The following is a 26,871-nucleotide window of genomic DNA, read 5'->3' as shown; positions in this document are numbered from 1 at the left end:
TGCCCGGCCACAAGAATGCTTGAGTTCATCACAGGCTCAGCTCCAGATGGATCATCCAGCCGTCGCGTTCCTGGTAGAGGTTGCCCCCCAGGGATTGCTGGTACTCGGTGGAGACGCTCAGCTTGCGGCGAAAGGCGTTGTAGTGATCCTCGTCGTACCACAACTCCCAGCGCAGTCCTGCGGCGAGGCGTACATCCTCGTCCCAGCCGGTGGTGTCGTGGCTGGTGGCCTGGAAACTGGCGTAGGGCATCAGCGTCTGGGCCGAAGGGGTCGGCAGCTTGAAGGTGCGGCCCTGGCGGTAGCGGCCGAACAGCTGTACATCGCCACGTTGGGTCCACCAGGCGGCGTCGAGATAGAGCGAGCGCTCATTCCACTGCTCCTGGCTTACGCGCCATTCGCTGCTGTGATCGCCCTGATCCAGAAAGGAGCCGGTGGCCCTCAGCAGCAGATTGTAGTCGGTGTGCTCGCCATCGTTTTTCTGGGACTCGGCGAACATCTCGGCGTACAGGTTCAGGTTGTGACGGGCCAACGGCTTGGCCCGCAGTCCCAGGCCCAGGGAGCGTCCTCGCCCGTAGTCGTCACGATCATCGCCGCCGATGATGACCCTCATATAGCCGGCCAGCTCCCGCCCCTGGTGGATCGGGTCGTGGCCAAGCGCGTGGTCCCATTGAACCACCTGGGTGTTGATATCGTGGCCGCTATCTTCGTCGTTATCGTGGTTCGATGAGTCACTGCGTATCCCCGGCGTCGGGCTGGTTGGCGACCAGCTGCTGGTCAGCGTGATCCGGTCGCGCCGCGTCAGTGTCTCGTGGGTCCTTCGCAGCCGGTAGCGGCGCTCGGCCATGGCCTCGAGGCTGTCCTCGCCTACCGCCAGGTCGAAGGGCTGCAGGTCGATGGCGTCCTCGATGCGGGTCATGGAGCGGGCGTTGTCGCCAATGCTGCTGTAGAGGTTCCCCAGGGTGGCGGCGCTGACGTAATCCTCGGGATAGGCCTGGCGGGCGCGCTCGAGCAGCGCAATGGCCTCTGACCGAGCACCTGCTTCCTCCGTTGCAGCGAGCGTCAGTCCCAGCTCCCGGGCAAGCCTTGGCGAGCCCGGCGAGGCCGCCTGGGCCTGGGTCAGCCAGCGGCGTGCGAGGGTCGGGTCTCCGGCCTGGCGGGCCACTTGGCTCGCGCCTTCCAGGATGGCGGCGTCGGTCTTGGGCTTTCCGCCGGCGGCTGCCACTGCGCCTCTGGCCAGTGCCACGGCGCCGGCGTCGTCGTGGCGGGCCAAGGCGATGCGTGCGCCGAGCAGCCTCGCCTCAGGACTATCGCTATCCTCGGGCCACCAGCGCCAGGCGCCCTCGGTGTCGCCACTTGCCAGGGCACTGCGCGCGCCGGCCAGGCGGTCTGTCTGGTCGAGTTTGCCGTCGCTGGCGCCGTCGCGTTCGAACGCTCGCCACTGACGCCAGGCGGCGTCGGGGTCGCCGGCGGCAAACAGCGCGAACGCCAGGCGTTTGCGGGCCTGGATCTCTGGCTGCGTCATTGCAGCGGTCCCCGCGCCAGCTTCTGGCTGGCGCGGGCTGAGCTGTGTGAGCGCCCTCTGGAAATAGGCGGCGGCCTGGGCGGGCCTGTCTTGCGAGCAGATCCCGAGGGCCGCCCAGGGTGGCGTGCTGGCGTCGGCCACGCTGCGAACGACGGTGCAACGATCGTGGCGGGCAAGCTGTTCGAGCAGGTTGGTGCGCTCGGTATCGGCCAGTCGGGGCTGGCGTACCAGCGCCTCCAGCGTCGCGTCGGTGACGCCGGCATTGTCGTCGGCGTAAAGCTGGGCCAGTCGCGCCAGTGAGGTCGCCGATAGCCGCTCGGGGGCAAGCTTGAAGGCTTGCTCCAGCAGTCGCCGGGCCGCCTGGGGCCGCTGTGATGCCAGATACAGATAGCTTGCCTGCTCAAGCGAGCCGGAATCGCCGGTCAGATGATAGTGCTGCTGCCATAGCTCGGCGGCCTCGGGGCGTCCCAGCCGCTGGGTCAACTCGGCGCGCTCGCGCAGGATCGCCGGCGTCTGTGGCTGACGTGTCAGCAGGCGCAGCGCCTTGTCATCCAGCCCGTCGGCGCGATAGCGATCCAGCAGCACCCGATCGCGTCGCTGGTGCCAGGCCTCCGGCAGTTCCGTGGTTTCCAGCAGTTCGAGGGCATCGAGACGATCGGCGAGTATCAGCCAGCTTTGCGGATCTTCCTTCGCGTCGCACTCGGTGAAGGTGCTCAAGGCCTCGGGGTCGCCATGATCGCTGAGCCAGCTCACCAGCGTCAGGCAATCCGTGTCCTGGCGGCTGGCCATCTGGCGGACCCTGTCGGTGTCGCCCACTGCCAGCGAGGTCTGCAGCAGCTTGCGGGTGTCGCTGGCGTCCAGCTGATCCGACTGCTCCAGGGTGGCCAGCCAGCGCTGGGCGATCCCGGAGTAGCCCAGGGCGATGGCGCGATCGGCGCCTGCGCGCAGCACGAAATGGCGGACGTCGCCCTCGGGAAGCCTGGCGATCAAGGCATTGATGCCGCGTGCATCATCGGTCTGAATCATGGCGATCGACAGGCGTCGCCAGTCGTCGTCGTTCAGCGTATCTTCCATGGCGTGGGGCACCAGCGCATCGATCACGCCGTTCCAGTCCTGGATTTGCTCGGCCAGGGCGGCACGGTAGCGGTCCCGTGCCAGGGCGTCCTGCCGGGCGGGCACCGTAGCAAGCCATTCCAGTGCTGCCCGGGCGCCGCGGGTTGCGCGCAAATAGTTGGCCTGGGCGCTCCACAGGGCCTCCCGGGCGCTGCCCGACGTTTCGCTGAGCCATAGCGTCAACTCGCCCTCGCTGGCGTGGCCATCGGCGATCCAGGCCTGGCGCAGGGCATTGATCTGGACCGCCGCCACGTTGGCGTCCAGCGCCCCCAGCGCCGCCATGGCGCCATCCAGATTGCCCTGCTTCGCCAGTGCCTGGGCCAGCAGGCGATAGGCCTCGACGTTCTCGGGCACCTGACTGATCAGGTGCTCCATCAGCTGCTGGACTTGCGCCCAGTCGCGTTGTTCTGCTGCCCGGTAGGCCTTGTCGAGATAAGGGTAGCTGTGAAACTCCTCGAACTGGCTCAGCCCCCAGGCCGGTGGCTGAGCCAGCAGCTGAGCCAGCGACACGGCGATCAGCAGCGATATCGCCCTGGCCTTCATACCGCCACATCCTCGAGACTGCGGGCCGCCTGTCGGCGGTGGTCCGCCTGGAGCGCGAGTGCTCGCTCAAGGTCGTTCGATTCGATCATCCCGCGCGCGACAAGGAAGTCGCCCAGACGACCCTGTTCAGGATCGAAGTCGATCATCGCCTGGCCGAACAGGGCGGGTGTGATAAGCCCTTGCTCCAGCAACAGTTCTCCGAGCAGGTACTGGTGAGCGCAGTAACCATCGAGGCGTGCGGCGTCGGCGTCTGCATCCAGCTCAAGCAGCCGGTCCCGGTCGACGTCGCCAAGCTCTCCCAGGTACCAGTGGCGCAGGCCAAGGGTGACGCGTCCGAGCGGGACCAGACGCTGCTCGACAGGACGCTTGATGCGACGGCCAATGGCGCCGATGGCGACCGGACTCAAGGCGATCTCGGTGGCGATGATCAGGCTGTCGCCGCTCTCGCCGATGGGCAGCGTGGCGTAGCGCAGGGCGACATGCCGGGGCAGGGCGTCGATCAGCGCGGGCGACAGCACCAGCGGATGGATCTCGACGCTGGCGATGCCCCGCCGTCTGGCTTCAAGCCTGGCCAGCGTCGCACCGGACACCAGGTCTCGTGCAATCAGCTCCCTGGGTAGCCGACGTGCTCCGACTTCAACACCTATGCGCTCGATATCGCTCGCGGTGACAACGCCATCCTCGATCAACAGGGCTTCGAGAGAGACTTGCACGGCGTCGTCGAGCTGGGGGAAGTCGTGGGTGGTCTTGTCCCAGGCGAAGGTGCGGTGACGCGCCCGGGTGAAGAACAGCTTCCAGGCCCGCACGTTGGCCAGAAAGTTGACCAGATTGCTCCACAGCATGCGTGGAAAGGACAGCAGGCCCTGGCGCCAGCCGTAGTAGATCTTGACGAAGTAGAAGCGCTGGAAGGCCCTGTTGACCAGCAGCAGACCATTGATGGTGAGCAGGGTCTCCAGCAGCCAGCCACCGAGGATCGACTGGAAGTGCCAGGCCTGTGGCGACAGCACGGCGTACAGCCAAAGCCCTGCCAAGATCAGCATCAGCAGGGTGGCGACCAGCGCCAGGGGGTAGGCCACCAGGCCACGACGGTCGCGCCACAGAAAGTAGTTGAGACGCCAGTTGGTGCGGCTCCAGCCTAGATGCTGATAACCCTGGAAGACGATACCGGTGATCCAGCGGGACTTCTGCCGAACCACCGCGCCCAGCGCCGTGGGGAAGTGCTCGCGCACACAGATCACCTTGCTGTCACGCATCGACAGGCCGTGGGCGTGTTCGCGCCGAGGCGACAGCTCGTCGCGCTCGACGCTGTAGCGCACGAAGACACAGGAAAGCCCGCTTTCGTGCAGGCGAAAGCCGATATCGTAGTCTTCGGTCAAACTCCAGATGTCGAAGGTGATGCCGTCATTGAGCTCTCTCAAGTGGGCCAGCGCACGACGACTGAAGCAGGTGCCGACCCCGGCGCTGGGCACCTGGCCGCACATGGCCTCGCGAATCAGCACGTCCTTGCCGTGGTACTCGGAGAACTCGTCGATGTAGTGGCCGCCGGAGAGCTGATACCAGCGTGGTCGGAAGGGGTAGACCGGGACCTGGATCAGGTCCTTGTCCGGCAGCAGATAGTTGTAAAGCCTAAGCTCCATCGGCGAGATGACATCCTCGGCGTCGTGCAGGATGCAGCCGGCAAACTCGATCCCGGCGGCCTTCTCGAAGCGCGCGATGGCCTCGATGATGTTGTTCAGGCAGTCGGCCTTGCTGGTCGGGCCGGGGCGTACCGTGACCACCTTGTGCACGTTGCTGAAGCTCTGGCAGACCGCATCTACCTCGGCCTGGGTCTCGGGGTCGTTAGGGTAGGTGCCGACGAAGATCTGATAGTTCTCGTAGTCCATGGTGCTGGCCATCAGCTGGGCCATCTGGCCGACCACGCCGACTTCCTGCCAGGCCGGCACCATGACCGCCAGCGGTTTCTCCCGGGCCTGATAGAGACGCTCCTCGTTGGCCCTGGGGTTATCGCGATAGATCGACCAGTAGCGCCAGCTCCGCCGGGTCCAGTAGACCAGGTCGAGAAACAGATCATCGATGCCCATGGCCAGCATCAGCAGGCATAGCCCAATGGCGACGTACTTCAGGGCGAACAGCACATGGATGGTGGCGTCGACCAGCCACAGTGACAGCTCGGGGGATAACTCAGGCATCGCCGGCCTCGAGTGTCTCGACGGCGCGGACAAGCCAATCGTCAAGGTCTTCGATGATCTGCCTGGCGGCGTCGCCACTACCGTAGGGATTGGGGATCGCGGCCATGCGCTGGCGCGCCTTCTCATCGTCGAGCAGGCGCGCCGAGGCGGCCACGATGGCGTCGCTGTCACTGCCGGTGAGGATGACGGTACCGGCGCTCAGCGCATCGCTGCGCTCGGTGTGCTCGCGCATCACCAGCACCGGCACACCGAGGGCGGGAGCCTCCTCCTGGATGCCGCCGGAGTCGGTGAGGATCAGACAGGCGCGGCCCATCAGCCAGACGAAGTCACGGTAGTCCTGGGGGGGCACCAGCAGCACGTTGGGGATGCCCGCCAGGGCGTGTTCGACGACGTCCTTGATCGCCGGGTTGAGATGGACCGGGTAGACCAGGTCGACGTCGGGGTAGCGAGCGGCGAGTGCGGCGATGGCGGTGCAGATGGTACGGATGCCATCGCCGTGGTTTTCCCTGCGGTGGCCGGTGATCAGCACCAGCCTGGCGTCGTCGCGCAGCGCGGCAAGCGGTGAGGGGGCTGCCGGGCGATAGCCTTGGCGGTCGAGGCGGTCTTTCATCCAGGCCAGGGCGTCGATGACGGTATTGCCGGTCACCAGGATGGAGTCCGGCGCTACCTGCTCACGCAGCAGGTTGTGACGCGCCGACGCGGTGGGGGCGTAGTGGCGCTGGGCGATACGCGCCACCATGCTGCGGTACGCCTCCTCCGGCCAGGGCGACGCGATATTGCCGGTGCGCAGCCCGGCTTCCACGTGAGCCACCGGGACCCGCCGGTGGAAGGCCGCGAGGCTCGCGGCAAAGCAGGTAGCGGTATCACCATGGACCATCACCAGGTCGGGGGCCACCCGTGACATGTCCTGGTCGAGTGCCTGGATCATGGCCTGCATCAGACCGTTGAGGGTCTGCGCTGGTCTCATCACCGCCAGATTGCTGTCCGGCGTGAGGTCGAACAGCGACAGGGCCTGGAACAGCATCTCGTCGTGCTGGCCGCTGGCACACAGATGCAGTGACAGTGCCGGGCATGCCTGTATGGCCTGGGCGACCGGGGCCATCTTGATCGCCTCGGGACGGGTTCCAACAACGAGCATGACGACAGGCATGAGACGTCCCATGGGAGCGGAGTAAAGTATTCTTTGATTATCTCAGCATACTTCGGTGCGAACCGGGCGTTATCGCGGTGATCTAGGTCAACAAAAGGATATTTTTTGCCGAAAGCGGCGAGAGGGCGACACCTCGTAAGGGAGAGGCGGAGCGACTCTTGGGAGAGAGGGCGGCGGCGAGCGTGGAGAGAGGGCGGCGGCGAGCTTGGGGAGAGAGGGCGGCGGCGAGCTTGGGGAGAGAGGGCGGCGGCGAGCTTGGGGAGAGAGGGTGGCGGCGAGCCTGGAGAGAGGGCGGCGGCGAGCGTGGAGAGAGAGCAGCGGCGGGAATCCAATCCCGGGACGACCCAGCCAGCAAGTCAGCCGGTTTTGCAATGCACAAGGAAGTCGAGCACCTTGTGCTCGCTCATCTCGCAAGGCTTCAGTTGCCACCCACGAGCGGTCAGGTAGCCGTTGAGACTGACCATATCGTTGCCGCCCAACTCCCGGGCGAACACCTTGAGCGAGCGCCCTCGATTGAAGGTGCGTCGGGTCATGGCGTAGCGGCGTCCCCGGTAGTGCACCTCGCTGTACCCCTCGGGCACAGCTTCGAGCAAGAGCGCCAGGTCGTCGGGCGTCAGCTTGTCGGCTGTCAGGTCGTCAGCAGCGGGATCTGAAGCTGGCTGCGGCCTGGCATCGGGCAAGTCTGGTTGGGCCTTTGATGCTGCCGGCTTTCCAGTGGATGCTTGCGACATGGCATAGACCTCCGGGGCAATTGCTGCGGCGGCGAAGAGGCCGAGCGGTTATGCTGAGTCTACCCAAGTTTTCCCAGGCCAAGGAGGGATGCCCTGTGGCTGGAAGTAGTCTGTTAACCCTGATCGACGACATCGCCACCCTGCTCGACGATGTCTCGGTGATGACCAAGGTGGCGGCCAAGAAGACCGCCGGTGTTCTCGGCGACGATCTGGCGCTCAACGCCCAGCAGGTCACCGGCGTGGCGGCGGATCGCGAGCTGCCGGTGGTGTGGGCGGTGGCCAAGGGGTCGCTGTTCAACAAGTGTTTCCTGATTCCCGGCGCGCTGTTGATCAGCGCCTTCGTGCCCTGGCTGGTGACGGTACTGCTGATGCTTGGCGGGGCCTTTCTGTGCTTCGAGGGCGCCGAAAAGCTGGCCCACAAGTTCCTGCACAAGGAAGACGCCGAGCAGGAGCGCCAGGCGCGACTGGCGGCGCTGGCCGACGGCGAAACCGACATGAAGGCCTTTGAACGCGACAAGATCAAGGGCGCCATCCGTACCGACTTCATTCTCTCGGCGGAGATCATTGTCATCGCGCTGGGCACCGTCAGCGCCGCCCCCCTGAGCCAGCAGATCGCGGTGCTGGTAGCTATCGGCCTGCTGATCACCGTGGGTGTCTACGGCCTGGTGGCGGGGCTGGTCAAGCTCGACGACCTGGGGCTCTACCTGACGCAGAAGGACGGCGGCCTGGCACAGGCCCTGGGCCGAGGACTGCTCAAGGGCGCACCGCTGTTGATGAAGGGGCTGTCGATCTTCGGCACCCTGGCGATGTTCCTGGTCGGCGGCGGCATTCTTGCCCACGGCATCCCGGTGGTCGGGCACTGGATCGAGGGGCTGGCCGAGACCGAGGTAGCCCTTCCCGGCCTCGACGCCATCATGCACGGGCTGGTGCCAATGCTGGGGAACGGCCTGTTCGGCCTGGCCGTGGGTGCTGCCCTGGTGGCCGTCTGGACCGGCGTCCAGCGGCTTCGGGGCAAGGGCCACTGATCGCGGATAGGTAGACAGGGGCGGAGCGTGCTCCTGGCATCAAGCAAGAAGGGCGACCCGAGGGTCGCCCTTCTTGCTTGATAGCCGATGGCCCTTTCCTGTCTTTACTGATGCGGGGCCTAGCCGGTAGCGCGTCGGCGTGCCGCGACCAGGGTACGCAGGGCGTCCACCGTCAGGAATATCACCAGGCTTACCCCCATTACCGGCATCGCCAGTCCCAGCAGCAGCGCCACCAGCGAAATGAGCGCCAGCACCGACAGCGGCAATTCCAGCAGGGCCTGCCACAGCGTCTGGCTGTCGCGGGTCAGGGCACGGCGGCGCCACCACATGGCGTAGCCCCAGCCGACCATGGTCATGATGCCGATGCCCAGCGTGGCCAGCAGCAGTTGGTTGGGCAGGCCGAAGAGGATGCCCATATGGCCGTCGATGCCCCAGCGGGTGAGCTTGGCCGCAGGCGGGTAGTCGTTGAAGCTCACCTGATCCAGCACCTGGAAGCTTTGCGGATGGATCGCCACCTCGTCCACCTGGGACGGCCAGCTACGGTCGATCTCGCGCACCTTCCAGGCCTGATTGTCGCCGGGCACCAGCAACTCGATCTTGCCGGCGTCGAGGCCTGCCTCACGGGCCTGGCGTTCGACCGCGTCGAAGGCCTCAAGCGACCCCGATACGGTCGGGTGAGCGCCGGGCATGGCGTGGTCGGCGTGTGCGTCGTAGGCGACGTCGTGGGCCTGAAGCGACTGGGACACCCGAGGCGTCCCCCAGCCCGCGGCCTTGAGCATGGTGAAGAAGTTGTCGCCGGCGTACTTCGACCAGGTCATGCCGGTGGCCGACAGGGCCAGCAGGCCGACCAGCAGGAACAGCCCCAGCAGACTGTGGCGTCGGCGGGTGCGCAAGCGACGGGCGGTGCGGGTCTGCTTGCCGGGCTGCACTCGGGGCGAGGGGGTGACCGCCCAGATGGCCAGTCCGCCGAGGGCGGCGAGCCACATCCAGGAAGCGGCCAACTCGCTGTAGAGGCGGCCGGGATCGCCCTGCATCAGGCTGCGGTGGATCTGGTCGATGATCCGGCGTAGCGGCAGTACCCCACTGGTACCGTAGACAGTCATGTCGCCACGGATTTCGAGGCTTTGCGGGTCGACAAAGATCGCCCGGTGTTCGCCGGCATCAAGGCTTGGGTCTGCGAACATCACCCGGGTGGTGGCGCCGGGTTCGGGGGCCGGGCGCACGGCGCTGGGCAGGGCGGAATCATCGAGATAGTCCTGGGCCGCTGCAATCTGGCGTGACAATGGCCGGGCTAAGGTCGCGGAAGCGCTGTCCGAACCGGTGGTCAGCGCGTCCCGGTACAGTGCCTGCTCCAGTGCCGGGGTCAGCGCATAGAGCGTGCCGGTGAGGGCGGCGAAGAAGATGAAGGGGCCAACCAGCAGGCCGATATAGAAATGCAGTCGTATCACCAGCGTCTTCAGCGCCGGCGCAACGGGTTTCGCGTGCGTCGTCATGGTCATTCTCTTGGAGGCGGAGTTGCCGACGGCGATGCCGTTCGGTGGCTCTGGAGGCGGTGGCCTCGATGGATCACGACAATGACGCGGGAGGGGCGCGGGGAGTCGGACGCTGGAAGCGCCCGCTGACAACGGGGGGAATGCCTGCAGCACAACGTGCCGGCGGGGCCCGCGGCGCCAGGCTAACCAATACCAGCAACAGCAGGGCCAGCCACGGCACCTGGGCAAACAGTACGCAGTAGCCACAGGCGGCCAGGTGATGATGCCCGGCGTCACCGACCGCCCCCTCGGCGGCAGGCTCAAACGTGCCGTGCCCCTCGACCTTGCCGACCGCCCCCTCGGCGGAAGGCTCAAACGTGCTGTGCCCCTCGACCTTGCCGACCGCCCCCTCGGCGGAAGGCTCAAACGTGCCGTGCCCCTCTACTTCCGCGGCGCTCGGCGTGGGATCATGCTGGGCATGGCCTTGTCCGGTGCCTTGAGCCAGGCCTTGGTGGTGACCATGTCCATGGTGGTGTTGTCGACCGGCCTCGTCCTCCATCGCCAGGCGCTGGACCTGGCTGATCAGTGGGCCCACGAACAGCATCAGCATGGCCAGCACCGCCAGCAGGCAGACCCGGCGCTGACGGCGGGGTCGGGAGCTCAAGAGACGAGCGGCTGAGGGCATGAAAGAGGCAACCTTAGCGATCGGGAATATGCAGACGGGTCACTATAGTGCAGCGCCTGGCGTTTGCCCACGGTGGAGGCATGCTCTTCCGAGGGACCTGTGCCGGCGGCAATAGGGGCACACGGGTCGATACCACCAGCCAGGGATCTATCGATGAGTGACGGCTACAAAGAGGGCGAAGGGACCGGTGACAGGATCGGCGGCGGGATCGATGAAGCAAGCGGTGAAGGCCTGCAACCGCATCCTGGGCCGGACCGAGAGGCGCCATCGCTTGGCAGTCAACGGCTGGATCGGCCGCTCCATGGGCCGTTGAACCAGTCTCGATGTCAGCCGTTGTCGCTGCGCTATCAGGCGCTGCTGGAGGAGGGACATCTGGTTGCCGATGCCGCCCAGGCCCGGGCGGTCGAGGCGCTGGACGCTTTGCAGCAGGAGCTCGCTGGCGGCGTGACGAGCCGGGGCCTGTACCTCTGGGGGCCGGTGGGTCGTGGCAAGACCTGGCTGATGGATCTGTTCGTCGAATGCAGTCCGGTGACGGTGCGTCGTTGGCACTTTCATCACTTCATGCGCTGGGTGCACCAGCGTCAGTTTTACTGGCGCGGACAGCCCGACCCGCTGGCAAGGCTCGCCGAGGAGCTTTCCGCCGAGGTCGGGGTGCTGTGTCTCGATGAGGTGTTCGTCGAGGACATCGCCGACGCCATGCTGCTGGGCGGGCTGATGCAGCACCTGTTCGCCAGACGCCTGACGCTGGTGGCTACCTCGAACCAGCCGCCGGCCGAGCTCTATCGCGATGGCTTCAATCGCGAGCGTTTCCTGCCGGCCATCGCCGCCATGCAGGCCCATCTTCAGGTGCTCGAACTGGATGGCGGTCAGGATCATCGCCGCCATCCCGGCGACGTTCACCAGCGCTATTTTGTGCGTAGGGCCGGCGACCCCGGCATTCTGTCCGAGCAGTTTGTTCGGCTGAGCGGCAGGGCGGCGACGCCCCGAACACTGGCGCTTGGTGGCCGCAAGCTGGAGGCCAGAGGCCTCGAAGGCCAGGTACTCTGGTGCGACTTCGCGGCCCTGTGCGAGGCGCCGCTGGCGGCGCTCGACTTTATCGCGCTATGTGATCGCTTCGATACGCTGTTGCTGGGGGAGGTGCCGTGCCTGGCTTCCAGGCCTGATGAGGATGACAGCGACGGCAGAGCCGCGCCGGATCGGCAACCGGGCGCCCCGCGTCCCATCGCTCGTGGCACAGAAGACGCCAGTGAGCGGGTGGCCGCCGGTGATCGCGTACTGCCGCCGCTGGGGGCCAGGGACGACAGCGTGCGTCGCTTTATTGCCCTGGTCGACGAATGCTACGACCGCCGGGTACCGCTGGTGATCGAGGCGTCGGTGGCGATGGAGGAGCTTTATCCCGATGGCTATCTGGCGTTTGCCTTCCGGCGCACTCTGAGCCGGCTTGGCGAAATGCAGCTGGCGCGCTTCGGGCAGCGCCGGTTGCCTTGATCCTTGCGGCGTCAGCCTGGGCGAGGCCGCGATCGGCAGGCGCCGTCGAAAAGTGTCGGCAGGGACAATAACGCTCACAAGTGAACGGCAATAGACGGAAGTGGACAGCAATGGACGAAAATCGACAGATGAACGGGATCACCATCGAGCGCTTGAGCGCCGCTTCGCAACAGCTTGACCAGGTCGCCGACTGGACCTTTGACGCCTGGGGGCACCTGCATCCGGAGGCCGACATCGACGGCTGGCGCCAGGCGGTGGCTCAGATGTGCGGTCCGGCCGGGGTGCCCTCGGTGTTCGTGGCGATGAAGGAGGGACAGCCCCTGGGCACGGCGAGCCTGTCGCCGGATGACATGAGTATTCGCCGGGAACTGTCACCGTGGCTCGCCTCGGTCTACGTGCCGCCCGAACAACGCGGTCAGGGGCTCGCCTCCGCGCTGGTACGACGGGTGGAGCGGGAGGCCCGCGACCACGGCATCGAGTGGCTTCACCTCTACACGCCGGATCAGCAGTCACTGTATCGCCGGTTGGGATGGGAAGAACTCGAAGAGCTCGACTATCTGGGTGAGCGGGTCACCATCATGCGGCGGCGGCTGATTGATGGGTGAAGTGAAAAGGTCGGTCGGAGGATGGACTGTGCTCAAACAGTCTTTTACGGAAGTTATCTGATTGAATTGTTTATAAAAAACGAAGGTGTGTGGTGGGGTGGGCTAGCCGCTGGGTTTGCCGCAGGCTAGCCTTCGTCAGGAGTATGCCATCTACCTTTATGAGATCGACTGACCCGGAGATCATGCCATGGACAAGCACACCATCGAAGGCAAGTGGAAGGAACTGAGCGGTGCCGCCAAGGAAAAGTGGGGAGAACTCACCGACGACGAGATTCAGCAGGCCGAAGGCAACAAGGAAAAGCTGATCGGCATCATCCAGCAGAAGTTTGGCCTGGCCAGAGAAGAGGTGGAGAAGGAGTTTGACAAGCTCAAGGGTCGGCTCGATCAGTAGCGGCGAGTGCCGCGGGCTCTGTCGCCCGTGCGGGCAGGCAACGTCTTGTACCAGCGGGGAGTCATCGTGACTCCCCGTTGTTCGTTGTGGGTCAGGTCTGGTGTCCTCAGGTGCTCTCACCTTCCAGCAGGGCGAAGCCGACGTCGATCTGGCGTTCGGGGTCACGGCCCTCCAGACGGTCGATGATCTGCGAGGCGGCGAGCCGGCCGATGGCCTCGCGGGGGGAGGAGATGGTGGTCAGACGCGGCATCAGCGAGCGGCCGAAGGGCAGCCCGGTAAACCCGGCGATGGCGATGTCGTTGGGCACTCGCAGGCCCTGGCGCTGTGCGCCCAGCAGGGCGCCGCTGGCCATCACATCGTCGACGAAGTGGATCGCCTCGACGCCCGGGTGGTGGCGACGGACCTCGTCCAGCGCCGTGGCGCCAAGGTCGAAGTGGCTGTCCTGGTGCCACTCCATCAGCGGGGCCGCAAGTCCGGCCTTCTCGAGCCTGGTGCGGTGGCCGGCGTAGCGCTGGGCGGCGCGATAGTTGGACTCGAGCCGGGTGCCGGCGAAGACGATATGACGGTAGCCCCGAGCGATCAGATGATCGGCCATGGCGGCGCCTGCCTTTTCGTGGTCCATGCCGACGTTCATGTCCAGCGCCGGGCCCAGTTCCATGATTTCCACCAGCGGTCGAGGAAAACGTTCCAGCAGCGCGCTTAGCCCCGGCTGGTGGCGCAGGCCGGTGGTCACCAGGGCGGTGGGGGACCAGCCGAGAAAGGTGCGGATCAGCTCTTCTTCGCGCTGCATGCTGTAGTCGGTGTTGCCCAGCAGCATCTGGTAGCCGTGCTGGTCGAACTGTGCCTGCAGCCCCTGGATGACCTCGACGAACACCACATTGGACAGCGACGGCACGATCACCGGGATGAAGCGCGAGCTGGCCGAGGCCAGGCTACCGGCCACCATATTGGGCACATAGCCAACCTTGGCGATCGCCGCTTCAACCTTGTTGCGGGTGGTCTCGCGTACGCTGTCCGGGCGGTGAATCGCCCGAGACACGGTGATCGAGGAAACTCCAGCCTCACGGGCGACGTCGTCAAGCGTCGGGTTGTCCAGGCCCTTGCGGCGGCGGCGATCACCGCCCTGGGTCTCGTTCATCGGACTCTCCTTGATCGATGGCATCAGAGGGACGCCTGCCTTCCATGGTATGCCGAATGGGGCGCGCTGGCTCGCTCGTTCCCAGGCTGTCCCTGCGTCGCAGGTCAGTGGGGACATGGCCCAGCGCCTCGGCCTCGAGCGGCTGATGCCGAGCGCTTCATGCAGGGCAGCTTGGATCAAGCGCTGCACGCCTCGGGGCACCCATGGTCCCGACACCGGGACCCCTGCGGTAGTTAGACATTGGTCGATGTCTATCGCTTTCCTGCTTGTGCAGCAAGGGACTCTGGACTAAAAATGTTAGCGCTAACATTTTACAGGGCAGCAGCGGTGATCTTCACCCATCACCGCCGACCGGATTTCCTATCGTCCTGTTATCGGTATTGGTCGCTGGCCTTCGATGTGCCGGGTACAGATACCGCCTCCCTGCTCCTTCCGCAGATGAAGTCGAAGCAGGCCATACTCTTGTTTGTCGGCCCTGACGGCCTCGTTACCGGAGAGCAGCATGAGCGAATCATCCACGACATCCGCCGGATCCCCTGTCTGTGGCGTGGTGGGACTTGGCGCCATGGGCATGGGTATCGCCCGAAGCCTTCTGCGTGGCGGCCTTGAGGTGATCGGTTGCGACGTTTCCAGCGCCTCCCGTCAGGCCTTCGAGGAAGCCGGTGGCGAGGCGGTGGCGTCGGCCCGTGAGCTGGCGCCGCGCTGTGACGTGGTGCTGCTGGTGGTCGTCAACGCCGATCAGGTCGAGGCGGTGCTGTTTGGAGAAGATGGCCTGGCAGCGACGCTTGCGTCGGGCAGCCTGGTGATCCAGTGCGCCACCGTGGCGCCGAGTTTCGCCGAATCCCTGGGACGCCGACTGGCAGAGGCTGGGCTGATGATGCTCGACGCCCCGATCAGCGGCGGGGCGGCCAAGGCGGCCAGCGGAGAGCTGTCGGTGATGGCCTCCGGGAGTGCCGAGGCCTTCGCCCTGGCCGAGGCACCGCTTGGTGCCATGGCGGCCACGGTCCACCGGCTGGGTGACACGCCGGGGCCCGGCTCCAGCGTCAAGCTGGTCAATCAGCACCTGGCCGGGGTGCATATCGCCGCCGCCGCCGAGGCCATGGCGCTGGGCCTGAAGATGGGCATCGACGGTCGCGCGCTGTACCGGGTGATTACCCAGTCGGCGGGCAATTCGTGGATGTTCGAGAACCGGGTGCCGCACATTCTGGACGGCGACTATCACCCGCTGTCGGCCGTGGACATCTTCGTCAAGGACCTCAACATCGTCCACGACACCGGCCGCGAACTGCGCCTGTCGATGCCAGTGGCGGCCAGCGCCCTGCAGCAGTTTACCGCCGCCAGCGGCATGGGGCTGGGACGCGAAGACGACGCCGCGGTGGTCAAGGTCTACGCCGCCACCGCAGGGATCGCACTGCCCGCGGCCAATGACGACGACGCCGGATAAGGCCGCGTCGCAGCCGTGTTCCTCCCCTTTATTCACCGTATTTGACGAGGACTGACCATGACTCTGGTACTCGGCGCCATCGCCGATGATTTCACCGGCGCCACCGACCTGGCCAACAATCTGGTGCGCTCCGGCATGCGCACCGTGCAGATGCTCGGTGTGCCCACCGGCAAGCCGCTTCCGGAAGGTGTCGACGCCGTGGTCGTCGCGCTCAAGTCGCGTACCTGCCCGGTGGAGGAGGCGCTGGCCGACAGCCTGGCGGCGCTGGACTGGCTGACCGAACAGGGCGCACGGCAGGTCTTCTTCAAGTACTGCTCGACGTTTGATTCCACCGCCGAGGGCAATATCGGCCCGGTGGCCGATGCCCTGCTCGAGCGTCTGGGCGGCGATCAGACGGTGATGGTGCCGGCCTTTCCGACCACCGGACGCACGGTCTATCAGGGTCACCTGTTCGTCGGCGATCGTCTGCTCAACGACAGCGGCATGCAGGATCACCCGCTCAATCCGATGACCGACGCCGATCTGGTGCGGGTGCTGGGCGCGCAGACGTCGCATGCGGTGGGGCTTCTGTCCCACTCGGTGATCCGCCAGGGCGCCGAGGCCTGTGCCAGCCACCTCGACCGCCTGGGAGGTGACAAGGTCCGCCACGTCATCTGTGACACCCTGGATGACGCCGACCTTGAGGTGCTGGCTGCGGCCTGCGTCGAGCTGCCCCTGGTCACCGGCGGCTCGGGCCTTGGCCAGGCGCTGCCCGCCGAGTATCGGCGCAAGGGCTGGCTTGAGGCGGTCGACGACGCGGCTCGGCTGGCCTCGGCCCAGGGGCAGGCCCTGGTGCTTTCCGGTAGCTGCTCGCGGGCGACCCTGGCCCAGGTCGAGCACTTCCTCGAGCGCCATCCGGGGATCGCCCTGGACCCGCTGGCGCTGGCCGAGGGTGACGCGCCCATCGCCGAAGCGCTGGACTTCGTGCGTCGCCACTATCGTGACTCGCCGGATGAACCGGTGCTGGTCTACGCCTCGGCTGCACCCGAGCGGGTCAAGGCCGCCCAGCAGCGCCTGGGTGTGGCCAAGGCGGGTGAGCTGGTCGAGCGGGCCCTGGCGACCCTGGCCGCCACCCTGGTGGACGAAGGTGTCGGCAGGTTGCTGGTGGCCGGCGGCGAGACCTCCGGTGCGGTGGTCTCGGCGCTGTCGCTGGACCAGTTGCATATCGGCGGGCAGATCGATGCCGGGGTGCCCTGGACCCAGGCCCGCGTGGGCGGGTCGACCCTGTCGCTGGCGCTCAAGTCCGGCAACTTCGGCGGCGTCGATATCTTCAGCCGCGGCTTTAAGGTGCTCAAGGAGATGAGCCAATGAGTGCACGTGACGTCAATCGTCTGCGCGAGCAGATCGCCACCTATGGCAAGTCATTGTTCGACCGCGGCCTGACCATGGGCTCCAGCGGTAATATCAGTGTGCGTCTGGACGACGGCGGCTGGTTGATGACCCCGACCAACGCCTGCCTGGGACGACTCGATCCGGCCAGCATCTCGACGTTGTCGGCGACGGGGGAATGGCTCGATGGCGACAAGCCGACCAAGGAAAGTTTCCTGCATATGGCGATGTACGCCGAGCGGCCCCAGTCCGAGGCCATCGTCCACCTGCACTCGACCCACTCGGTGGCGGTATCCTGCCTGCCGGATGTGGACCACCACGACTGCATTCCGCCGCTGACCGCCTACTACGTGATGCGCGTCGGCCGCCTGCCGCTGGTGCCCTACCACGTGCCGGGGGACCCTAGCCTTGGCGACGCGGTACGTGGGCTCGCTGGCAAGCACAGCGCGGTGCTGCTGGCCAACCACGGCCCGGTGGTGGCGGGCAAGTCGCTGGAGGCAGCGGTCTACGCCACCGAAGAGCTCGAGGAGACCGCCAAGCTGTTCCTGCTGCTGCGCGGCCAGAATCCTCGTGGGTTGACCCCAGAACAGGTAGAGGAACTCGAAGCACGCTTCCCCCGCGACTGAACCGGGGCTATTGGCGTCGGCAATGCCTCGATACTGGGCCCCCGACGCGAGGCCCGCACGACAATGACAATCAGGAGAGCGAGATGCCCCGCCTGGCCGCCAACCTCAGCATGATGTTCACCGAGCACGACTTTCTCGACCGCTTTGGCGCCGCCGCCAAGGCGGGCTTTACCGGCGTCGAGTACCTCTTCCCCTACGACTTCGAGGCGCACGAGCTGCGTGAGCGGCTCGACCAACATGGGCTGACGCAGGTGCTGTTCAACCTGCCTCCCGGCGACTGGGAGGCCGGCGAGCGAGGCCTTGCCAGCCTGCCGGGGCGCGAGGGGGAGTTCCGCGAGGGGCTCGAGCGTGCGCTCGACTACGCCGCGGCGCTCGACTGTCCGCGCCTGCATGCCATGGCGGGGCTGCTGCCGCAAGGCGCCAGCGAGGCCACCCGAGAGGCTCATCTGGCCACCTACGTCGACAACCTTTCCCATGCCGCCGAGGCCTGTGGCCGGGCCGGGCGTACCCTGTTGATCGAGCCGATCAACGGCCGCGACATGCCGGGCTTCCTGTTGCAGCGCCAGGAGCTTGCCAGGGAAGTAATCCAGCGCGTCGGCTCGCCCCACCTCCGGCTGCAGTTCGACCTGTACCACTGCCAGATCGTCCAGGGCGACCTGATCCGTACCCTGGAAGCCCAGTTCGACGTGGTGGGACACGTGCAGCTCGCCGGGGTCCCGGAGCGCCATGAGCCGGACCAGGGCGAGGTGAACTTTGGCCCGGTGCTCGAGCGTCTCGACGCCCTTGGCTATGACGGCTGGGTCGGCTGTGAATACCGCCCCGCAGGCGACACCGTAGATGGCCTGGGCTGGGCGCGCGCCCATGGTGTCGTTGCCAAATAACTCGCCGCCGAAGGAGGAGGGCTTCCATGCATGTCTTGATGACTGGTGCCTCTGGTGTATCGCTGGGGCAGCGCCCGGCGTGGGCCATCGTCCCTAAAGGAGGAGAACACCCATGCATATCTTGATTACTGGTGCAGCCGGCTTCCTTGGCCAACGTCTGGTTCAGGCGCTGCTGGCCAAGGGCGAGGTCAACGGCCAGCCGCTTTCGCGCCTGACCCTGGTCGACCAGAGCACGCCGCCCCACCCGCATGACGCGGGCCAGGTGGCGGTGACGTCCACCGCTCGGGACCTCACCGAAGAGGGAGCCTGGGACGCCCTGCTGGATGGCGCCCCGGACGTGATCTACCACCTGGCGGCGGTGGTCAGCTCCGCCGCCGAGGCCGATCTGGAGCTGGGGCTTGCGGTCAACTTCGACGCCACCCGAGCGCTGCTCGACGGCTGTCGCCAGCGCGGCCTGGCCACGACCCGGGTGATCATGGCCAGCTCGGTGGCGGTGTACGGCGGCGAGTTGCCCGAGGTGCTCGACGACATGACCGCGCTGCGGCCCCAGAGCTCCTACGGCAGCCAGAAGGCCATGTGCGAGTTGCTGATCAACGACTACAGCCGACGCGGCCTGGTCGACGGTCTGGTGCTGCGCCTGCCGACCATCGTCATTCGTCCAGGCCGGCCCAACGCTGCGGCCTCGAGTTTTGCCTCCAGTATCCTGCGTGAGCCCTTGAACGGCGAGGCCGCGGTGTGCCCGGTGCCCACCGAGCTCGAATTGTTCGTGATGTCGCCTGGCAAGGTGGTTCAGGCGCTGGTCCACGGCGCCGAAGTCGCCGCCGATGCCCTGGGTGACTTCCGCGCCTTCATGCTGCCGGGCATCAGCGTAAGCGTGGCGGCAATGCTCGACGCGCTGGAGCGTCAGGGTGGCGCTCAGGCGCGGGAGCTGGTGAGTTTCGAGCCGGATGAGCGTATCCGCGCCATCGTCGAGAGCTGGCCTGGGCGTTTTCGTACCGCCAAGGCCGAGGCCCTTGGCTTTGTCGGTGACAGCGACTTCGATGCCATCGTCGAGGCCTTTGTCGAGGATCAGGCGACGGGCTAGCGGTGGGGAATCGGGGCTGAAGGCGGTTGCTTAGGGTCTGGCGCGGGTGCTTGGCGAGAGCCCTTAGCGAGGGTGCTTAGCGTGGGTCCTGGGGGGTATCCAGGTCGCGCACCACGCCGGGATCATCGACGTCGATCTCGAGCAGTGCCTGGCGGTGGCGGTGCAGTAACGCTCGGGCGCCGTCCTGGCCGTGAAGCTGAGTCATCTCGGGCCAGAAGTCGCAGCCAACGATCACCGGGTGGCCGGGTTGGCCGTGAAAGCGCGGCCTGACCAGTCGGTCGGCCCTGGCGCTGGCGGCAAGCCGGCGGCAAGTCGGTGCCGAGATCCAGGCCATGTCGCCGAGCCATACCGCCGCTGCGGTGAGCTCAGTACGTTGCTGCTTGCGTTGCTGAAGCAGCCAGCGAAAGGCCGCCGACAGGCTGTCGCCGAGGGCGTCGCTGGGACGTTCAAGCGACAGCAGCTCGAGGTTGGCAGACGGTGCAAGGTCCCAGTCGGCGAGGCTCTCGCCCGGCCCCAGCACCACCAGCCGCCGAGGGGTCAGCTCGGCCGCCGCCGCAAGGCTTGCCGCCAGCAGCCGGCGACCATCCTTGAGGCGTGCATGGCGCTTGTCCGCAGCGCCGAAGCGCCGTGAACGCCCCGCCGCCGCTACTACACAGATCAGCGGGGTGGCGTGGGACGGATGGCGGCCATCCTCACAAGAGGGGGTTGAAGCAGGAGTGCCCGACTGGCCGCTAGAGCGCATGGCGGTCCTTGCCCCGGCGTACCCGAACGATATCGGCCATCACCGCCAGGGCGATCTCCGCCGGGGTCTTGCTGCCCAGGTTCAAGCCGATCGGCATATGGATACGCGCGATCTCGTCAGCGTTCAGGTCACCGCTGCGGGATAGCCGCTCGGCCCGCGCCCGGGACGTCTGCAGCGATCCCATCACCCCGATATAGAACGCCTCGGAGCGTACCGCCTCGATCATCGCCAGATCATCGATGCGCGGGTCGTGGGTCAGTGCTACCACCGCCGTGGCAGCATGGCAGCCGCCTTCGGCGATAAAGCGGGACGGTAGGGTCGCCACTTTCTCGATGTTGCCGGAGGCGGCCCCGAGTTCATCGATAAAGGACTCCAGCATGCCTTCCCGAGGGTCGCAGACGATCACCTCGAAGCCGAGCCCCACGGCGAACTGGGCGCAGGCGACGGCCACCGGCGAGACCCCGGCAAGCAGCAGTCGGGCGGCCGGGCCGACGCGCAGTTGCGCACTGGCCTCACCATTCCCATCGACCAGAACGACGCGATCACCCAGGCCATCGTCCTGAGTGAGCGAGAGCGTGCCGGTGTCCAGGTCTACCCGGCGAATCAGCGGCTTGCGTCCTTCCAGCGCCGCCTCCAGGGCCGAGAAGTGCGCCAGTGCCGCCTGGTCGGGGGCGAAGCGTTCGACCAGCACATCGAGCACGCCGCCGCAGGGAAGGCTGGGCGCCGGGTAGTCGACGCCATCGCCGGCGCCGTAGCGCACCCGCCTGACCGGCGTATCGAAATCACCCTGCCCAAGGCGCTCAAGAAAGTCCTCCTCGACGCAGCCGCCGGACAGCGAGCCAACGTGATCACCGTCACGGGTGGCAGCCAGCCAGGCGCCGGGTTCGCGTGGCGAGGAGCCATAGGTGGACAGCACCGTGGCCAGCCACAGGGTGCGCCCGTCGCGCAGCCAGGCGAGGGCACGTCGCACCACCCTAAGATCCAGATGTTGCATGGTCAGCGTGTCCTGTGTGTGACGAGCGCCACGCGATCAGCGTGGCGCTCGGGTGGCGGGTCAGGCCCCCAGTGCGGCCTTGAGCGCCTCCGGCCGCATCGGCAGGTCGCGCAGGCGCACGCCGGTGGCGTGAGCGATGGCGTTGGCGATGGCCGGTGCCACCACGCAGGTGCCAGGTTCGCCTAAGCCGACCGGGGTGTGGTCGTTATCGACGAACTCAAGGTCCAGCTCCGGCACCTGATGCATGCGCAGCGGCGTATAGCTGTTCAGGTTGAGGTCCGCAGGCTGGCCTTCGGCGTACTCGGTGCCTTCGTGCAGGGCCATCGACAGACCCCACAGCAGCGAGCCTTCCAACTGGGCCATGGCACCGTCGGGATGGGCCAGGGTGCCGGCGTCCACCACCGAGGTCAGCTTCTCGACGGTCACCTCGCCGCTGGCACGGTCCACCTTGACACGGGCGACACAGGCCACCCAGGTCGGCATATGGCGTTCCTGGCCGAAGCTCAGTGCCACGCCGAGACCAGTGTCCTCGGGCAGGGCGTCGCGCTCGTTCCAGCCGGCCTTGTCGAGGGTGCGTTCGAGCACTGTCTTGAGGCGCTCGGCGCCGCCGACGCTGTTGGGCGCCTCGCCGGCGTTGCGTCCTTCGGCCTTGAGCAGGTTCCGGCGGAACTCGGCAGGGTCCTGGTCGGCGGCCAGTGCCAGTTCGTCGATATGGCTCTCCACCGCCCAGGTGGTCCAGCCTGGCCCCACCGCACGCAGATAGCCGGGAACGAAGGCCTCGTGGGCCTTGTGGTTCTGCTGGGCCCACACCCGCTGGGCGCCCAGTGCGTACCAGTGGTCGGCACCACTGATGGCAAAGGAATCGATCTTGCCGCCACCTTCGACGAATTCGCCGAGAAAGCCGGGTGCGATATCGGCGGTGGGCCAGCCGGCGGCGGCGGCGTGTTCGCTGGCCTGGATGGCGCCGTCGGCTGCCAGGGCCGAGCGCAGCCGCTGCACCGAGGGTGAGCGCACGCAATCCATGCGACTGTCATCGGGGCGGGTAAAGACCATCTTGACCGGGGCACCCACGGCCTTGGCGGCCAGCGCCGCAGGCACGGCATAGTCGCCATAGAGACGGCGTCCGAAGCCGCCGCCCAGATAGTACTGGTGGAAGGTCACCTGGCTCTCGTCGACTTCCAGCGCCTTGGCCACCAGGGGCACCGCCACGGACTGCTGCTGGTTGCCGCAGTGGACGTGCCAGTGGCCGTCGCGCTCGACCACGGTGGCGTTGACCGGCTCGAGCTGGAAGTGCAGCACGCTGGACGTGGTGTAGGTGGCATCGATCAGCGACACGTCCTCGGCGGACGCGGCCTGCTCGAGGGTGGACGTCACCTCGCCGATATCGACGAACAGGGCGCTGTTGTCACGGCTCGGTGACTGGGTCAGACGGCGGCCTTCATCGAGAATGTCGGCCTCGGTGATCGAGATGCCTGAGCCGTTTTCCCATTCAATCTTCAGTGCATCGGTGGCGCGCATGGCGGCGGAAAAGTTGTCGGCGATCACCGCCAGCCAGCCCTGGCACAGGCCCGAGGGGTCCTCCAGACGGATGGTCTGGCGATAGCCGGCGATGGACTGGGCCGCGCTGTCATCGATGGAGGTGGCGCGGGAGCCGAAACGGGTAGGCGGCAGCACCGGGCGGGCGTAGAGCATCCCATCGACCTTGGCGTCGATGCCGAAGACGGCCTCGCCGGTGGTCTTGGCGGGGATGTCCTGGGCTCGGCCGGAGGTGCCCAGCACGCGGCGCTCGGAGGCCGGCTTGAGCTCGATGGCTTCAAGCTCTTCGGCGCTGTAGCTGCGCGACAGGGTGCCGCTGGCAACGATCTCGCCGTAGCCGATACGCTTGTCGCCGCTGATGACCTGACCGTCTCGGGCCTGGCAGTCGGCGGCGTCGACCTCGAGCAGGCGCGAACCTGCTTCGATCAGCGCCTGGCGTCCGGCGGCGCCGGCACGGGACAGCGGCAGGAAGCTGTGGTTCACCGACCAGCTACCCCCGGTGATCATGTAACCCCACTTGGGGTCGCTGTCGACGTATTCGATGGCGATCGTCGCCGGGTCGACCTCGAGTTCCTCGGCCACCAGGCGGGCCAGGCTGGTGCCCACGTGCTGGCCCATCTCGGCCTTGGTGCAGTGCAGGGTGACGTGACCCTGGGCGTCGATGGCGTACCACAGGGTCGGCTCGAAGCGACCCTTGGCCAGGGCCTCGCTGGCCGCGTCGGCGGCGCCGAAGGCCATGCCGGGCAGGCCAAAGGCGAGCACTGCGCTGGCGCCCAGGGTGCCGATCAGAAAGCCGCGGCGGCTAAGACCGGGGCCAGCTTGGCGATCGGCTGGGGACGTATCGCTGCGGACTGCACAAGCGCCCCGATGGGCCGCCAGGGTGTCATCAAACCGGCTCATGGCGGGGCTCCTCGGCGCTGGTACGGGTTTCGCTGCGGGCAGCAGTAGCGGAGGCGGGGTCGAAGGTCTCGACGCCGCCCTGCTGAAGCGAGGAGGCGCGTTTCACCGCGCGATGGATGCGCACGTAGGCCATGCAGCGGCACAGGTTGCCGCTCATGCCCTGGGTGATCTCGTCATCGCTGGGGGAAGGCTTGCGCTTGAGCAGATCGGCCGCCTGCATGATCTGGCCGGATTGGCAGTAACCGCACTGGGGCACCTGCTCTTCTCGCCAGGCCTGTTGCAGCGGGTGGTTGCCGTCGGCGTCGAGGCCTTCGATGGTGGTGATCTCGGCACCTTCGGCGGCGGCCAGCGGCAGCACGCAGCTACGCGTGGCAGAGCCGTTGAAGTGGATGGTGCAGGCGCCGCACTGGGCGATGCCGCAGCCGAACTTGGTGCCGGTCAGGCCCAGGGTATCGCGCAGTACCCACAGCAGTGGGGTCTGGGGATCCACCTCGACGCTCACCGCTTCGCCGTTCAGGGTGAAGCTGGTCATGGGGGCTGGTTCCTCGCTGGTTTCATTGCGTAGCTTCAGGGTCCGTTGGTGCTTCTGATTTTTCTTGTATGCGTCCCTTTTACCCGTTCTTGAGGCAACAGGGGACGCGAGGACGGTCGGGATGCCGTAACTGGCACACCATCTGCCTCTTAATAAGCGATGTCGCGATACTATAGACCAGTCGACTAGTGGGCAACGTTGAATACGGGAACGGGCGAAATGCGTGGATGGCGGTTACCGCAAAGGCGCCGGGGGCGTCTGGCGTCTCTCGTGGTGAGGGCTGCTTCTCGACATGGAGTTCAGGGCGTCAGTGAATCTAGCTCTCGCTGAGACGTCCATGGAGTGCGTCGCCCTTGAGCATTTCGGGATTCAGGCGAATGCCCAGCCCGGGCTCGCCACTGACGCGGATCATGCCGTCCTCGATCGGCGGCAGGCCCTCGACGCAGTCGGCGTACCAGCCGTAGTAGAAGGCCCGGGTGAATTCCTGCTCGGCGACGTTGGCAAGCGCCATGGCCAGGTGGGTGGAGACCGCCAGCGTCACCGGGCCGGAGCAGTCATGGAAGGCGATGGGGCGGCCCTCGGCTTCGGCCAGGGCGGCGGCCTTGCGGGCGAAGCTGACGCCGCCGCCCCAGGTCACATCGATGATCGGGGTGTGGATACGTCCGCGATGCAGCAGGTCGCGAATCTGCCCCAGGCCGCCGAGGGTCTCGCCGCCGGCCAGGGGGACGCAGGTGTCGGCCAGCTCGCCGAGCTGGTCGAAGCGATCCATCCACAGTGGGTCCTCGATCCAGTCCGGGTCGATGGGGGCCAGCGCCTGGCAGATGGTGCGCGCCGCCGGCAGACTCCAGAGCCCGTGCAGTTCCGCCTTCAGGCGCATGCGATCGCCGTGGACACGACGGATCTCCTCGAACGGCCACAGCGCACGATTGAGATCGGCGGGCGAGATGGACATGCCGTGGCGGGCGCCTTCGGCGAAGTCGAAGGGCCAGATCTTCATGGCGGATATGCCCATCTCGAGGAGTTCTGCGGCGAGCTCTGCCGGACGCTCGAGAAAGGCGTCCAGGTCCTCGTAGCGGGGAGACGCCCCGTCATCCCCCGAGCCACCCTTGATGCCGAAGTTGTCCGGGCGTACCTCGGCGGACTTGGACACATAGTCGGGGCCGGCGCAGGTGTTGTAGAGCGGCACCCGCGCTCGGGTGGCGCCACCGAGCAGGTCATGCAGCGGCAGGCCGGCACGCTGACCGGCAAGGTCCCACAGGGCCACGTCGATGGCGGACAGCGCGCGGGTCTCGGCACTGGTGCCGCCAAAGCCCACGTAGGGTTGCATCTTGCGATGCAGCGCCTCGATGCGGGAGGCATCCTCGCCCAGCAGCAGCGGGGCGAGGCGGCCATGAACATCGGCGTCGATGGCGTCGGTGCCGAACCAGCTCTCGCCCAGGCCCACCAGGCCGTCCTCGGTGTGGACGCGCACCCAAATCAGCGACGGACGAGCCGCCGGCCGCAGGGTTTCGATACGCTGGATCTTCATGCTGGTCTCCGCAAGGTTCAGTGTTTCGCTACCGTTGATCGGCCCCGTTCGTCATCGCCGCGTACCGCCACCGTTCATCACTGTTGTGCATCTTCAATGGCCACCCTTGCTGACGTTGCTTGATCCGCTCAGGCAGCTTGCGGGTGGCCGCCGTCAAATGACGTGTGACGCAAGTATCATGGCTGCTTTGACTGTGATTCGCCGAGCAGACTGACCAATTCCGGGACCAGTCTTTCACCGTGGCCGGCATCGACGATGTCCTGGTAGAGCCGGGTGATCGCCTGGCTGAGCTGGCGCGAGGCGCCGAGGTCTTCGGACATGCTTTGATAGTAGCCCACGTCCTTGAGCGAGTTGGACAGGCTGAAGCGGAAGCCTGAAGGGTCGGCGTCGGTCAGGAAGGGACGCAGGCGTTCGAGCACCACGCCGCCGCCGCCACCGTTGCCCAGCACCTCGAGCAGCACGGCGTCGTCGATGCCGGCACGGCGGGAGGCGGCGCTGGCCTCGGCCAGGACGGCGGTGAAGCCCAGCGAGACGAAGTTATGCAATAGCTTCAGGGTGTGGCCGGCGCCCACCGGGCCGCCGTGGGTGATGTGCTCGGCGAAGGCGCCAAACAGCGGCTTGAGCTCGTCAAACAGCGCCTGATCGGCACCGACGATCAGGTTGAGGCGGCCCTCGGCGGCCTCCTTCGGGGTGCGGGTCATGGCGGCGTCGACGAAACGGCCACCGGCCTCGCGCACCCTGGCGTCGATGGCCTGGGTGGAGCTGGGGATGGCGGTGGAGCAGTCAACCACGATCTGGCCTGGCTTGAGCCCCTCCAGCACGCCGCCTTCGTCGAACAGCACGCTTTCCACCTGGGGAGTGCCGGTGACGCACAGGATCACCAGATCGGCGGTCTCGGCGACCTCGCGGGCGCTGGTCAGAGCGCTTGCCCCTTTGTCGATCAGGTCGTCGCTGGGCTGATTGCCGGGGTGATCGAGAAAGCTCAGGCGATGGTCCGCGCGCAGCAGGCTGGTGGCGATCCCGTGGCCCATCAGGCCGACGCCGATCAGGCCGACGTGAAGCGAGGTGGTCATGTCCCTTTCCTTGTGGTGGTGGTAGTGGTGATGATGGTGGTTGGTGCTTGATAGTCCTGGGTGACGGCCTAGAGGAGGGCCGGCACCTTTCGTGCCAGGCCCAGACGTTTC

22 protein-coding genes are annotated in these 26,871 nt (G+C 66.6%); 9 read left to right on the top strand and 13 right to left on the bottom strand.

Annotated features, from left to right (window positions below; all coding sequences use genetic code 11):
- Positions 1 to 28 precede the first annotated feature (28 nt).
- The 4 genes from NFI08_RS14185 to NFI08_RS14170 form a co-directional block, all read right to left on the bottom strand.
- Positions 29 to 3,178, bottom strand: coding sequence for an NfrA family protein (locus tag NFI08_RS14185; protein WP_349590120.1), 3,150 nt, complete (start codon positions 3,176 to 3,178; stop codon positions 29 to 31).
- Entirely contained in the window at positions 3,175 to 5,367 is a 2,193-nt protein-coding gene (locus NFI08_RS14180) for a glycosyl transferase family protein (RefSeq protein WP_349590117.1), read from the bottom strand. The genes NFI08_RS14185 and NFI08_RS14180 overlap by 4 nt, the downstream gene beginning before the upstream one ends.
- The gene (wecB, locus tag NFI08_RS14175) at positions 5,360 to 6,505 is read right to left on the bottom strand and encodes a non-hydrolyzing UDP-N-acetylglucosamine 2-epimerase (RefSeq protein ID WP_349590114.1); all 1,146 of its coding nucleotides are present in this window, start codon (positions 6,503 to 6,505) and stop codon (positions 5,360 to 5,362) included. The genes NFI08_RS14180 and wecB overlap by 8 nt, the downstream gene beginning before the upstream one ends.
- A 368-nt stretch (positions 6,506 to 6,873) precedes the next feature.
- Entirely contained in the window at positions 6,874 to 7,248 is a 375-nt protein-coding gene (locus NFI08_RS14170) for a hypothetical protein (RefSeq protein ID WP_349590111.1), read from the bottom strand.
- A gap of 95 nt (positions 7,249 to 7,343) precedes the next feature.
- Between NFI08_RS14170 and NFI08_RS14165 the strand changes: the two genes are divergently transcribed.
- Positions 7,344 to 8,273, top strand: coding sequence for a DUF808 domain-containing protein (locus tag NFI08_RS14165; protein ID WP_108131280.1), 930 nt, complete (start codon positions 7,344 to 7,346; stop codon positions 8,271 to 8,273).
- A 119-nt stretch (positions 8,274 to 8,392) separates the two neighbouring features.
- On the opposite strand, the gene NFI08_RS14160 is transcribed toward NFI08_RS14165, so the two are convergent.
- Positions 8,393 to 9,766 carry a PepSY-associated TM helix domain-containing protein gene (locus NFI08_RS14160; protein WP_349590108.1) on the bottom strand — a complete coding sequence of 458 codons (1,374 nt, stop codon included), beginning with the start codon at positions 9,764 to 9,766 and terminating at the stop codon, positions 8,393 to 8,395.
- Between the two features lie 73 nt (positions 9,767 to 9,839).
- Positions 9,840 to 10,430, bottom strand: a complete 591-nt coding sequence (locus NFI08_RS14155; protein ID WP_349590105.1) for a DUF2946 family protein — start codon at positions 10,428 to 10,430, stop codon at positions 9,840 to 9,842.
- A 153-nt stretch (positions 10,431 to 10,583) separates the two neighbouring features.
- Between NFI08_RS14155 and zapE the strand changes: the two genes are divergently transcribed.
- The 3 genes from zapE to NFI08_RS14140 all read left to right on the top strand — a co-directional run bounded on the left by zapE (position 10,584) and on the right by NFI08_RS14140 (position 12,914).
- Positions 10,584 to 11,918 (top strand): cell division protein ZapE, encoded by a 1,335-nt coding sequence (gene zapE, locus NFI08_RS14150; RefSeq protein ID WP_124802845.1) that lies wholly within the window; start codon positions 10,584 to 10,586, stop codon positions 11,916 to 11,918.
- 110 nt (positions 11,919 to 12,028) lie between these two features.
- Positions 12,029 to 12,523, top strand: coding sequence for a GNAT family N-acetyltransferase (locus tag NFI08_RS14145; RefSeq protein WP_240184160.1), 495 nt, complete (start codon positions 12,029 to 12,031; stop codon positions 12,521 to 12,523).
- A gap of 187 nt (positions 12,524 to 12,710) precedes the next feature.
- Positions 12,711 to 12,914 carry a CsbD family protein gene (locus tag NFI08_RS14140; protein ID WP_045990910.1) on the top strand — a complete coding sequence of 68 codons (204 nt, stop codon included), beginning with the start codon at positions 12,711 to 12,713 and terminating at the stop codon, positions 12,912 to 12,914.
- Positions 12,915 to 13,020: 106 nt separating this feature from the next.
- Here NFI08_RS14140 and NFI08_RS14135 read toward each other — a convergent pair whose 3' ends face one another.
- Positions 13,021 to 14,052 carry a LacI family DNA-binding transcriptional regulator gene (locus NFI08_RS14135; protein WP_045990911.1) on the bottom strand — a complete coding sequence of 344 codons (1,032 nt, stop codon included), beginning with the start codon at positions 14,050 to 14,052 and terminating at the stop codon, positions 13,021 to 13,023.
- Between the two features lie 502 nt (positions 14,053 to 14,554).
- Here NFI08_RS14135 and ltnD point away from each other — a divergent pair.
- The 5 genes from ltnD (at position 14,555) to denD (ending at position 19,455) form a co-directional block, all read left to right on the top strand.
- Entirely contained in the window at positions 14,555 to 15,496 is a 942-nt protein-coding gene (gene ltnD, locus NFI08_RS14130) for an L-threonate dehydrogenase (RefSeq protein WP_108448013.1), read from the top strand.
- A 57-nt stretch (positions 15,497 to 15,553) separates the two neighbouring features.
- Entirely contained in the window at positions 15,554 to 16,846 is a 1,293-nt protein-coding gene (otnK, locus tag NFI08_RS14125; RefSeq protein ID WP_108131285.1) for a 3-oxo-tetronate kinase, read from the top strand.
- Positions 16,843 to 17,490 (top strand): 3-oxo-tetronate 4-phosphate decarboxylase, encoded by a 648-nt coding sequence (gene otnC / locus NFI08_RS14120; RefSeq protein WP_045990915.1) that lies wholly within the window; start codon positions 16,843 to 16,845, stop codon positions 17,488 to 17,490. The genes otnK and otnC overlap by 4 nt, the downstream gene beginning before the upstream one ends.
- Positions 17,491 to 17,573: 83 nt before the next feature.
- Positions 17,574 to 18,371, top strand: a complete 798-nt coding sequence (otnI, locus tag NFI08_RS14115; RefSeq protein ID WP_108448015.1) for a 2-oxo-tetronate isomerase — start codon at positions 17,574 to 17,576, stop codon at positions 18,369 to 18,371.
- A 112-nt stretch (positions 18,372 to 18,483) separates the two neighbouring features.
- Complete coding sequence (gene denD, locus NFI08_RS14110) at positions 18,484 to 19,455, top strand: D-erythronate dehydrogenase (protein WP_349590097.1); 972 nt, start codon at positions 18,484 to 18,486, stop codon at positions 19,453 to 19,455.
- A gap of 76 nt (positions 19,456 to 19,531) precedes the next feature.
- On the opposite strand, the gene NFI08_RS14105 is transcribed toward denD, so the two are convergent.
- From NFI08_RS14105 to NFI08_RS14080, 6 genes are all read right to left on the bottom strand, one after another.
- Positions 19,532 to 20,197 (bottom strand): nucleotidyltransferase family protein, encoded by a 666-nt coding sequence (locus NFI08_RS14105; protein ID WP_349590094.1) that lies wholly within the window; start codon positions 20,195 to 20,197, stop codon positions 19,532 to 19,534.
- Positions 20,187 to 21,191, bottom strand: a complete 1,005-nt coding sequence (locus NFI08_RS14100; protein WP_349590091.1) for an XdhC family protein — start codon at positions 21,189 to 21,191, stop codon at positions 20,187 to 20,189. The genes NFI08_RS14105 and NFI08_RS14100 overlap by 11 nt, the downstream gene beginning before the upstream one ends.
- A gap of 60 nt (positions 21,192 to 21,251) precedes the next feature.
- A complete protein-coding gene (locus NFI08_RS14095; protein WP_349590088.1) occupies positions 21,252 to 23,627 on the bottom strand; it encodes a xanthine dehydrogenase family protein molybdopterin-binding subunit in 2,376 nt (791 codons plus the stop codon).
- Complete coding sequence (locus NFI08_RS14090) at positions 23,614 to 24,159, bottom strand: (2Fe-2S)-binding protein (protein ID WP_045991771.1); 546 nt, start codon at positions 24,157 to 24,159, stop codon at positions 23,614 to 23,616. The genes NFI08_RS14095 and NFI08_RS14090 overlap by 14 nt, the downstream gene beginning before the upstream one ends.
- A 316-nt stretch (positions 24,160 to 24,475) precedes the next feature.
- Positions 24,476 to 25,687 carry a mandelate racemase/muconate lactonizing enzyme family protein gene (locus NFI08_RS14085; RefSeq protein WP_349590085.1) on the bottom strand — a complete coding sequence of 404 codons (1,212 nt, stop codon included), beginning with the start codon at positions 25,685 to 25,687 and terminating at the stop codon, positions 24,476 to 24,478.
- A gap of 176 nt (positions 25,688 to 25,863) precedes the next feature.
- Positions 25,864 to 26,760, bottom strand: a complete 897-nt coding sequence (locus tag NFI08_RS14080; protein WP_108448021.1) for an NAD(P)-dependent oxidoreductase — start codon at positions 26,758 to 26,760, stop codon at positions 25,864 to 25,866.
- Between the last annotated feature and the right edge of the window lie 111 nt (positions 26,761 to 26,871).

Origin of the sequence: Halomonas sp. EF61, assembly GCF_040147045.1 — a bacterium.
Taxonomy (GTDB): domain Bacteria; phylum Pseudomonadota; class Gammaproteobacteria; order Pseudomonadales; family Halomonadaceae; genus Halomonas; species Halomonas litopenaei.
The sequence above is the reverse complement of the archived record's forward strand: the minus strand, read 5'-3'. Positions and strand labels throughout refer to the sequence as shown.